This window comes from Mesorhizobium sp. M2A.F.Ca.ET.037.01.1.1 (assembly GCF_003998075.1).
In the GTDB taxonomy this organism is placed as follows: domain Bacteria; phylum Pseudomonadota; class Alphaproteobacteria; order Rhizobiales; family Rhizobiaceae; genus Mesorhizobium.
In genome coordinates, this window is record NZ_RZSA01000127.1 from 1 (window position 1) to 10010 (window position 10010).

9 protein-coding genes are annotated in these 10010 nt (G+C 65.0%); 3 read left to right on the forward strand and 6 right to left on the reverse strand.

Going from position 1 to position 10010, the window contains the following annotated elements:
• Positions 1 to 249: dihydroxy-acid dehydratase (locus EOA27_RS09145; RefSeq protein ID WP_189561991.1), on the forward strand; the 249-nt coding region annotated here is incomplete at its 5' end.
• Between the two features lie 66 nt (positions 250 to 315).
• Here the strand turns inward: EOA27_RS09145 and EOA27_RS09150 are convergent.
• From EOA27_RS09150 to folD, 3 genes are all read right to left on the reverse strand, one after another.
• Positions 316 to 1986, reverse strand: coding sequence for a VWA domain-containing protein (locus EOA27_RS09150; RefSeq protein WP_126079094.1), 1671 nt, complete (start codon positions 1984 to 1986; stop codon positions 316 to 318).
• A gap of 95 nt (positions 1987 to 2081) precedes the next feature.
• The gene (locus tag EOA27_RS09155; RefSeq protein ID WP_095819786.1) at positions 2082 to 3080 is read right to left on the reverse strand and encodes a GlxA family transcriptional regulator; all 999 of its coding nucleotides are present in this window, start codon (positions 3078 to 3080) and stop codon (positions 2082 to 2084) included.
• A gap of 14 nt (positions 3081 to 3094) precedes the next feature.
• Positions 3095 to 3994, reverse strand: coding sequence for a bifunctional methylenetetrahydrofolate dehydrogenase/methenyltetrahydrofolate cyclohydrolase FolD (folD, locus tag EOA27_RS09160; RefSeq protein ID WP_126079095.1), 900 nt, complete (start codon positions 3992 to 3994; stop codon positions 3095 to 3097).
• Between the two features lie 29 nt (positions 3995 to 4023).
• Between folD and EOA27_RS09165 the strand changes: the two genes are divergently transcribed.
• Positions 4024 to 4218, forward strand: a complete 195-nt coding sequence (locus EOA27_RS09165; protein WP_126079096.1) for a hypothetical protein — start codon at positions 4024 to 4026, stop codon at positions 4216 to 4218.
• A gap of 4 nt (positions 4219 to 4222) precedes the next feature.
• Here EOA27_RS09165 and EOA27_RS09170 read toward each other — a convergent pair whose 3' ends face one another.
• Complete coding sequence (locus EOA27_RS09170) at positions 4223 to 6727, reverse strand: GumC family protein (protein WP_126079097.1); 2505 nt, start codon at positions 6725 to 6727, stop codon at positions 4223 to 4225.
• Positions 6728 to 6928: 201 nt separating this feature from the next.
• On the opposite strand from EOA27_RS09170, the gene EOA27_RS09175 reads away from it, so the two are divergent.
• Positions 6929 to 8224, forward strand: a complete 1296-nt coding sequence (locus tag EOA27_RS09175) for a lipopolysaccharide biosynthesis protein (protein ID WP_126079098.1) — start codon at positions 6929 to 6931, stop codon at positions 8222 to 8224.
• Positions 8225 to 8227: 3 nt separating this feature from the next.
• Here EOA27_RS09175 and EOA27_RS09180 read toward each other — a convergent pair whose 3' ends face one another.
• Complete coding sequence (locus tag EOA27_RS09180) at positions 8228 to 9154, reverse strand: DUF6492 family protein (protein WP_126079099.1); 927 nt, start codon at positions 9152 to 9154, stop codon at positions 8228 to 8230.
• On the reverse strand, positions 9151 to 9945 hold the full coding sequence (locus tag EOA27_RS09185) for a WecB/TagA/CpsF family glycosyltransferase (RefSeq protein ID WP_126079100.1): 795 nt from the start codon (positions 9943 to 9945) through the stop codon (positions 9151 to 9153). The genes EOA27_RS09180 and EOA27_RS09185 overlap by 4 nt, the downstream gene beginning before the upstream one ends.
• Between the last annotated feature and the right edge of the window lie 65 nt (positions 9946 to 10010).

Consider the following 10010-nt stretch of genomic DNA (forward strand, 5'->3'; position numbering starts at 1 on the left):
ATCCACGTGACGCCGGAAGCGGTCGAGGACGGCCCGATCGCCAGGATCCATGACGGCGACGTCATCCGGCTCGACGCCGATGCCGGCACACTCGAGGTGCTGGTGCCGGGAACCGAATTCGCGCTCCGCCGCACGGCGGACGCCGACCTCATCGGCAACGAGTTCGGATTCGGCCGTGAGCTGTTCGCCGGCTTCCGGCAACTGGTCGGCCGCGCCGACCACGGGGCGGCGGCATTCGGAAGCGCCTGACGTTGCGGGTTCAAAAGACAAAGGGCGGCTTTGAGCCGCCCTTTGTCTTTGTTCCGGCCGAAACAACTACTGCACGGTGATCTCGCTCCGTTCGCCGGCCTTGATCGTCACCGGCATTTCCTTGTCCTGGCCCTGGTCGGAGGCGTGCCGCACGACGACATAATCGCCGGCGGGAATCGTCTGCTGCCAGCTGTCGCCATAGCTCAAGCCCAGCGACTTGCGCTTGCCTTCGATATCCTTCTTCGACGAGAACACCTCGATCGAGTAAGCCCCTGGCGCCGACATGGCCAGCACGCCGGCGTCGAGCGTGACCTTGATGTCCTGGTTGTCGCCGGCCTTGATGGTGAAGGGCTGCTCGGCAATGGCAAGATCGAGCGTGGTGAGCGCGACATAGTCGTCCGGCGGCAGCCAGAACTTGCTGTCGGGACCATAGGAGTGCTCGACGCTCTCGCGGGAACCGTCGATCTTCTTCTTAGCCTTGACGATTTCGAAGCTAATGCCGGAATTGTCGGCCTTGTCACCGCCTGCCGTATAGAAGGCGTTGAGCACGGCGTGGCCAACGCCAACGACGACGTCCTTCTCGACCGTCTGTCCGGCAGCAAGCTGAATGGTCTCGGTTACCGTGCCGGCGCCGATCTGCACCGTCACCTTCTGCTCGCCGGCGGGGACAGTCGCCTTGGCGTCGCCATAGTGGGTGGTGCTGCCGCCCGGATAGGCGAAGTCGACACGCGCCTCGCCGCTGATCTCCGATCCCTGGCTTGCATGCGGATGGATAACCAGCGTACCGCCGTTGAGCGTGAACAGCGGCTTGTAAACCTGGCCGGCCTCTATTTTGATCTTCTGCTCGCTTCTTGCCTCGTCATCGCGGCCGACGACGATATAGTCGCCCGGTTCGAGATTGGTTTTCAGCTCGCCGTACTCGGTCATGACCTGATCGCCCCGCGAGCCGTCCGCATTGGCCTTGTAGATTTCCCAGGCATTGCTGTTGTCGGAGATCTCGGGACCCCCCTCGGCCATGACCACGCTCGGCATGAAATTGAATTCAGGCTTGGCGGGCTCGGGCGCTGGCGCGGGTGACGGAGCCGGCTCTGGCGCCGGCGCCGGAGCCGGAGCCGGAGCCGCCACGGTCTCGACCAGCGCGTCCTGCAGCGCCTTCTCGTCGGAGGCCTGGATGTATTTGCCGCCGGTGTTTTCGGCGAGGCAGGCGATCTGCTTGCCCTCGTCGGCGGTCAGGCCGAAGCCGACGACGTCGGCGGTGAAGTCGACGCCGCTTTCCTTGAGCTCCTTGCCGAGTGCGCAGGGATCGCCGCCGCAGGTCTCCAGCCCGTCGGTGATCAGCACCACCGTTGCCTTGTCCTCGGTGTATTTCAGCGCCTCGGCGGCCTGCTTGACCGCGGCCGTGAGCGGCGTCTTGCCCAGGAATTTCATGCTGTCGGCGGCGGCCGAAATGGCGCTGGCGGATCCGGCTTGCGGCGGCACGATCAGCTCGATGTCGTCGCAGCTGCCCTTGGTGCGGTGGCCATAGGCCATGAAGCCGATCTCATCATCGGCCGGTACCGACTGCAGCACCGTGCGCAGCGATTCGCGCGCGATCTCGAGCTTCGGCTTGCCATCGATCTGGGCCCACATCGAACCCGATGCATCGAGGATGATGATGACCTTGTTGGCGGCAAAGCCGAAACTGGTCATCGACAAAAGGAAGGCCGCCGCAGCGACGCTCCGTATCAGTCCCGCCATGAAAATCTCCTGAGAGCAACCCTCGTCCGCGTTGCGAAAGCTATTTGAGGCGGGTCCTGGAAACAAGCCCGGCCGAGGGCGGAAGGCGGAGCGCTCTAATAAGTGGTGCGGCGCTCTTCCGATGGCGGGCGGCCAAACTGCAGCCGGTAGCTCTGCGCGAAATAGGAGTGCGAGGTGAAGCCGGTGGCGATCGCCACGTCGAGGATCGGCATGTTGGTCTGGCGCAGCAATTCGCGCGCCCGTTCGAGCCTCAGCCGCATGTAATAGCGACCGGGCGTCACGCTGAGGTGACGCAGGAAAAGGCGCTCGACCTGGCGCACCGACAGGCCCGCCGACTTGGCGAGCTGCACGGCGGACAGCGGCTCGTCGAGATGGTCGGCCATCAGCTCGACGATGCGCCTGAGCTTCTCCGACTTGCCGGTGAGATCGCGCTCCGGTCCGACGCGCTGGCGGTCGCCGGCCGAGCGGATGCGCTCGTGCTGGAATTGATTGGCGACGCCATTGGCCAGGTTGGAGCCGAAATCGCCGCGCACAATCTCCAGCATCAGGTCGATCGAGGTGGTGCCGCCGGCGCAGGTGTAGCGCTTGCGGTCGATCTCGAAGACATTGCCGGTGCAGTTGATGTCTGGAAAACGCTCCATGAAGCCGGCGCGGTTCTCCCAATGGATGGTGCAGCGGTAGCCGTCGAGCTGCCCGGCCTCGGCCAGGAGATAGGAGCCGACCGACAGCGCGCCGAGCGCATTGCCGCGCCGGCCCCAGCTGCGCAAAGCCGCCAGCACCTTGCTCTTGCCGGGGAATTCCGTGGTGAGCCCGACCGAGACGAACAGGATGTCGACCGGCGGCATGTCGGCGACCGAATAGTCGATCTTCAGCGGCAGGCCGTTGGAGGCCATGACCGCATCGCCGTCGGCCGAAATCGTCGTCCAGCCATAGAAGTCGCGGCCGAGCAGGCGGTTGGCCGAGCGGAAGCAGTCGATGGCGGCGGCCAGCGAGAACATCGAGAACTTGTCGACGAGCAGGAAGCCGAACTGACGGCCGCCCTGAACGGGATCGTTCGTGATCGGCCGTTCGACAGGAGCAGTAAGGTTCGGCAAGGATCTGCTTTCGATCAGAAGGACGGCCGCTTCAGCCCGGCCGCGAGGTAGGCGGAAGCTACAGTGTTCGCCATCAGCATGGCAATGGTCATCGGCCCGACGCCGCCGGGCACCGGCGTGATGGCGCCGGCGACCTTGGCCGCCTCGACATAGGCGACGTCGCCGACCAGGCGGCTCTTGCCTTCACCCTTTTCGGGCGCCGGGATGCGGTTGATCCCGACATCGATCACGGTGGCACCGGGCTTCACCCAATCGCCCTTGACCATCTCGGGGCGGCCGACGGCGGCGACCAGGATGTCGGCGGTGCGTGCCAGCGCCGGCAGATCCCTGGTGCGGCTGTGGGCGATGGTCACCGTGCAGTTGGCGGCGAGCAGCAGATTGGCCATCGGCTTGCCGACGATGTTGGAACGGCCGACGACAACGGCGTTGAGGCCGGAAAGATCCTTGCCGCGCACGCGTTCGATCAAAAGCATGGAGCCCGCCGGCGTGCAGGGCACGAAGGCCGTGTCAAGCTCGCCGGTGCCGAGCTTGCCGACATTGATGAAGTGGAAGCCGTCGACATCCTTCTCCGGCGCGATCGTCTGGATCACCTTGCCGGCGTCAATATGGCCTGGAAGCGGCAGTTGCACGAGGATGCCGTGGATCGACTTGTCGGCGTTGAGATCGCCGATGATCTTCAGCAACTGTTCCTCGCTGGTGTCGGTCGGCAGCGTATGCTGGAGCGAATGGAAGCCGCATTCCTTGGCGGTGCGCGATTTCGAAGCGACATAGACCTGGCTTGCCGGGTCTTCGCCGACGATCACCACGGCAAGGCCAGGCTTGGTGGCTCCCTTGGCCGACAGCTCCGCGGTCAAAGCCTTGACCTTCGAAACCACATCCTCGGCGACACTCTTTCCGTCAATCACTTCGGCCATCACCAACCCTCAGCTTCGCTCCGAGGCCGATGCATGGCCTCATTCCTCGATCGGCATTGTCGATCCGCCAAAGCGAGATGCTTGCGGCCGAAATGCAGGGCGGCATTTTCACGAAAATTCGACAGGGCAATCCCGTCAAAGCGTCGTCTGATGCCGTAAACCCGAAACCGGCAGCTTTTATCGAACCGCAAGCGGTCAAGAAATATGGGGTGTCAATAATATGACGCTTCAGAAATAGCGGTGGCGCGAGCGGCTTTCGGTCAGCTCGCGAACCGCCTCGCGGAATTCGCGCAGGCTGGCGCGGATCTCGTCGATCTCACCCTGGTCGGACGACGACTGGCGGGCGTCGCCCGGGACTGGCGGTTGCGGATCGTAAGAGGCGGGCGATGCCGAATAATGATCTTCGTACGGGTCGGTCCGGCCATGGGCCGGCCGATAGGAATAGCCCTGCTCATATGGCGGCTGAATATTCTGCCGCGCCGAGGTTTCAGCCCCAGGGTAGCGTTCCTCCCGGCTGGGCGCGCGCCAGGCGCTTTCGGGCGGCACAGTGTCCAAATCCGCCGTTTCAGCCGGCTCGCGGCGCACGAAATAGCGGAGCGCCGAGGCAAGCGACCCGAAAAGCCCGGGACGGACGGCGTCATCGTCCGGCATCGGTGGCGGTGTGACGGGTTGGGCCGCGGGCGGCGCGGCCATCGACACCGGTTGAGGGGCCGGAGGCGAGGCAGGCGGCGGTGTGAAAGACGCGGCTGGCGATGGCGTGAATGCCGGAGCCGGAGGCGGCGTAAATGATTTGGCCGGAGGTGGCGTGAAAGAGGGCGCGGGATGTTCCGACGTGAAAGACGCGGCCGGCGGTCGAGCGACTGGCGGGGCCGGTGGCGGTGTAACTGGCGGCGGCGCCAGCGGAGCGGCACCGTTGAAAACGTTCCCCACCGTTGGAGCACGATCGCCGGCCCGGCGGCGCGAGCGCGTGTCGGCCGTCTCGCGCAGGCTGGCAAGGATGCCACGCAGCGCGCCGAGGCCGATACCGGCGAAGAGGCCGGCAAACAGACCGGCCAAAGCCATCACGGCGCGCGACGGACCCTTGGCTTGCAGCGGCGCATAGGCCTCCGAGATGACGCTGATATTGGCGGTGTTGATGTCCTTCTGCTCGCCGGTTTCCTTGGCGCGCAGCAGGAACTGCTCGTAGACAGAACGCTTGGCGGCCGCCTCGCGCTCCAGCTCGCGCAGCGAGACGAGGTTGTTGTTGACGTCGCCGCTCTGCACCTTGGCCTGCGCCAAGCGCGAGGAAAGGTCCTGCTCGAGCTGGACGGAGCGCTTGAGGTCGACCTGCAGCGAGGATGCGATGCGCTGCAGCTCGGCGCTGATGCGCTCGCGCGCGCCGGCAAGCTGGGCATTCAGCGCCTCGATCTCCGGATGGCGCGGCCCGAGCTTGACCTCGGCGCGGTCGGCTTCCTGCTTCAGGGCAGCATATTGCGAGCGCAGCTCGCTCATCATGTTGGAGTTGATTTCCTCGGGCAACGTGCCGCTGAGGACCGAATTGACGTTCAGCGAGCGTGCCGAGGCGGCGCGTGCATTGAGCTCCAGCGTGCGGGCGCGGGCGACGGAAAGCTGCTCGTTGAGCTTCAGCATCTGGTCGTCGCTGATCAGGTGACCCTGCGCGTCGACGAGGTCGTGGGTCGCCCGGAAATCCTCGACGGCGCGCTCGGCCGTCTCGACGCCCTTGCGCAATTCGTCGAGCCTGGCGGTGAGCTCGTCATTGGCGCGGCCCGCGGTGCTCGACTGGATCTCACTGGATATCTGCTTGAAGGCCTTGACCATGGTGTTGGCGATCAGGGCGGATTTCTCGGCGTTCTGCGTCGTGGCGCTGACCGAGACCACGAAGGTCTTGCCGCCACGTTCGACGTCGAGGCTGTCATACAGTTTGCCGACCGCCAGCGAGCGCTTGCGCGCTTCGTCCGCGGCACCCGCATCCTGCCGCGACAGGATCGAGCGGAGTGTTGACATCAGGCCGAAGCCGCCACTGCCCTGGCCGTTGAACTCAGGATCGTTGGTAAGGTTGAGATCGGTGACGACCTTGTTGAGAACGGTGCCCGATGTCAGGATTCGGACCTGGTTCTCGACGATCGCAAGCGTCGCATCCGAGGCGACCACGTTCTGCGTCAGGTCGCGGTCGGTGAGCTTGAGGTCGCGCGGGTCGACGATGACGTCGGTGGTGGCCTCATATTTCTTCGGCGTCGACAAGGCGATGGCGACGCCGAGCGCGGCGCCCAGGACGGTCGTCGACAGGATCAGCGCCTTGGATCGCGTGATGCCGTGCACGACCTGCATCGGGTCGATCAGCGGCTTCCATTCCTCGGAAACGTCGCCGGCGGATGGCCGGCTCGACTGAGGTTCGGGAGCGGCTTGCGACTGCTGGCTCTCCGCCGGGGCTTCATAGAACGGCCCGGACGACGCAGGCCGACTTCTTGCGCGCCAGTCATGTTCGGTCTCGACCGGCTGGGATTCCGCTTGTCCCTGATCGCGGCCAAATTCGCCGGTTTCATTGGACTGCGGATTCAACTTCCCTTCGCGTTCGGAACGTGCGGCGCGATGGCGCGCCGCGGCGTCCTCGCGCCAGGAGGAGTTGGCCCGGTCGCCGATCGAAACCGTGTTGTCGTCGCCACGCATGGCTTGGCCGAGCGCGAGCAGGGAACGCTCGCGCCTCCAGTCATCACGGTTATCCCTGTCGACCATTATCCTGGAACTTGCTCTCTGGCGGCTTGGGCGCGGCGGATGGGCCAATCGTTAAGCCACGCTAAACGGGCATAGGAAACAAAGGGTTAATTTTGCGTCCGCACTCCCACGGTTTCTCGCCTTGCTCGCGGCATTCCGGCGCCGCCAGCACAGGCGCCAGAACGCCGCGTTAAACTTTCCAGCCTATCTATCGCCCCGGATATGACCCAGGCCAGCGACATGCCGCAAAGGCGGAGCTTCGCGCGGATCGGCCACTTCGTGGCCACCCGCCGGAAACTGGTATTCGACTATCTCTCGGCCATCAGCGGCGCCGGCGGCCGGCTGGTGTTCTCGCTTGCCTATTTCGTCGCCTTGGCCAACACGCTTTCGATCGCCGAATTCGGCATGTTCGCGACAGCCTCGGCCGCCGGCATCATGCTGTCACGCATCCTCGCCTTCGGCTTCATCTCGGCGCTCTACCGCACCGCCACGATCCGCCCCAACCTGATCGGCACATTCACCGCCGGTTTCCTGCTTCTCGGCGTCCTCTCGCTGCCATTCCTCGCCGCCGCCTCCTACATCGTCTACCTGATCTTCTTTGCCGACACCGTGCCGCTGACGGCCTTTGCGGCGATCGTCTTCGCCGAGGCGCTGTTGTGGCGGCCGGTCGAGGTGGCCCTGATCGTCAACAACGGGCTCGGCAAGTTCGGGCGGGCGGCGGTGCTCGCCATTCTGGCGACAGCGCTTCGGGCAGTCGGCGCCATCCTGTTCATGCTAGCCGCGCAGCATACGATCGGCGTCTGGTCGCTGTTCTACATCGGCGCCAATGCCGCTTCGCTGATCGTCGCCTTCGCCTTCTTCTATCCGGGCCAGCGGCTGAGGCTGCGCGCCGAGCTGTATTTCCGGCGGCTCGCCGATTCCATCTATGTCGCCGGATCCGAAGTGCTGTTCTACCTGCAGATGGAGTTCGACAAGCTGCTGGTGCTGTCGATCGGCGGGCCGCATCTGGCCGGCATCTACGCCATCATCATGCGGCTGGTCGATCTCACCGCGATCCCGATCCGCACTTTCTCGATGATGCTGGTGCAGCGCATGATGCGGGCGCCGGAGCTGCTGTCGCGGCTGGCGGTGAAGAGCGGCATCGAGTGCGGCGTGTTCCTGGTCTCGACGCTGGCGCTGGCGTCGCTCGGCATCGTGCTGCACTTCTTCCCCAACGCGCTCGGCAGGAATGTCGCCGAGGCAGCGCCGCTGGTGGCGCTCGCCGTCTGCGTGCCGGGACTGCGCAACCTTGTCGAATACCAGGCCGAGCTTCTGTTCGCGCGTGGCCAGACGGCGGTCAGGGCAATCAATCTTGGCCTGCTCGCCGGATTCAAGGCGGTTCTGCTCACCTATGTGCTGACGACCATCCCCGACACGGCCAATCTGGTCCTGTCGCTCAACATCGTCTTCCTGCTGCTTTATCTTGCCTCGACATTGTTGACCTATTCGGCGATGCGCCGGCCGGCCAAAGCCATCTGAGCCTTACGCAGCAAGCCCGATCAGGCGGCGGATGCGGCCGATGTCGGTACCGATGAAGGACTGCATGCCGATCGCCACCTGTTCCGGCGCCATGGTGTCGACGAAGCGGCGGAACTGGTCATCCGAGAGCGGCGCGCCGTTCCAGTGGACGCGGCAGAACTCCTCCGAGCCGTGGAAATGGCCGGCACCGTCGAGCACATCGTCGACGTAGCGGCCATAGATCATGCATTCGGAGAATTTTCGCGCCGAACCGACCACGCTGACCCATTCGCGGCCATGCACCTTCTCGATGCGCTCGCACATCGCGTTGACCGTCTCGCGGCGCCAGGCGATCAGCGTCGAGATGTAGTCGTGGCACGATGGATTGGCGGGATCGATGCCGAGTGCTGTGCCCGCATTGCGCGACCAGATGCGATGCTGGTCATGGCCGTCGTTCGATAGCATGCCGTCGCGGCGGAACAGCCGCACCTTGCCGTCGCGCCAGAAGGCGTTCGCGTCGAAGGGTTTCAGGAAGGCGACATCGGAATCGCAGAAGACGAGCACGTCTTCCTTGGCGTGGCCGGCAATGGCGATGCGGCGCAGCTGCTGCACATGCCAGCCGCGCAGCGGCTGTGTTTTCAGGCTCAGCCAGATGCGGCGGCGGAAACCGCTCAGCGGATCGTCAAACGCGCGCAGCCAGCGCGGCAACAGGTCCCGCTCGTCGACAACGCTGCGGCGGCCGGATTCCAGCTGGCGAAACAACGCGACGTCGCGATGTTCGGTCAGGATGTAATGATGCGCCATGCCGGCGACGTGGCGGTCGATGGTTTCGCACAAAAGCCGGCAGCGTTCGAAATCGGGGGCGTAGCTTGCCGTGACGATCGCGGCCAGGGGTACGCGCGGCAGCGGTTCGATTGCGGTAGACGTATCCGGCACGAAGCGGCTGTTCACCGGCGTGCCCCCAGCGGTCGTGGCCCGAGCGACAGCTTCTGCTTGACGACACGCCACAGGAAGAGCGGATTGCCGACGATGTAGCGCCGCCACAGGCGGCCGGGTTCGATCCACAGGCGGAACAGCCATTCCAGCCGCAGGCAGCGCAGCCATAACGGCGCGCGCGGCACCGAGCCGCTCATGAAATCGAGCAGCGCGCCGACGGCGACCGGCAGCGTGCAATGGCGACTGTCGATATGGCGCTCGATCCACAATTCCTGGCGCGGCACGCCCATCGCCACAAGCAGCACGTCCGGCCGCAGCCTGGCGATGCGCTCGAGGATCGCCGGCTCCTCAGCGGCAGAGAAGAAGCCGTCATGGATGACGACGAAATTGTGCTGCATGGCGAGCGTCGACAGCTTCGCGCATGCAGCTTCGGCATTGGCGCGCGTCGTGCCGAGCAGCGCCACCGTCAGCGGGTGCGACGCGGCCTGCAGGAAAGCCGGAATGAAATCGGTGCCGTTGAGATTGCTGGGAAAAGGGGCGCCGTAAAGCAGCTTGGCCGCCATGTCGACGCCGACGCCATCGGGAAGGATAAGGAAGTTTTCCAGCGCCTCGGCAAAGACCGGGTCGGTGCAGGTCAGGTTGGCGTTGTGGGCGTTGAGGAAGCTCACCTTGGTGAAGCGGCGCTCGTCGATCAGCCTGGTGAGCAAGGCGATGGCCTCGTCCCAGCGTATGGCCAGCACCGGAATGCCCAGGATGGTCTTGAGCGTATCGAAGCCGAAGGCGGCGCGCGCGGTGTGCATGTTCATGCGGCGACCTCCTGCCTGACGGCGCCGAGCTTCTCCAGGCCATGCCCGATCGCGGCGTCGAGCGC

Bases quoted from the DNA above. Each gene is read 5' to 3' on its own strand.
- EOA27_RS09185 (WP_126079100.1), bottom strand. From the start codon at position 9,945: ATGAACATGCACACCGCGCGCGCCGCCTTCGGCTTCGATACGCTCAAG.
- folD (WP_126079095.1), bottom strand. From the start codon at position 3,994: ATGGCCGAAGTGATTGACGGAAAGAGTGTCGCCGAGGATGTGGTTTCG.
- EOA27_RS09165 (WP_126079096.1), top strand. From the start codon at position 4,024: ATGCATGGCCTCATTCCTCGATCGGCATTGTCGATCCGCCAAAGCGAG.
- EOA27_RS09150 (WP_126079094.1), bottom strand. From the start codon at position 1,986: ATGGCGGGACTGATACGGAGCGTCGCTGCGGCGGCCTTCCTTTTGTCG.
- EOA27_RS09170 (WP_126079097.1), bottom strand. From the start codon at position 6,727: ATGGTCGACAGGGATAACCGTGATGACTGGAGGCGCGAGCGTTCCCTG.
- EOA27_RS09175 (WP_126079098.1), top strand. From the start codon at position 6,929: ATGACCCAGGCCAGCGACATGCCGCAAAGGCGGAGCTTCGCGCGGATC.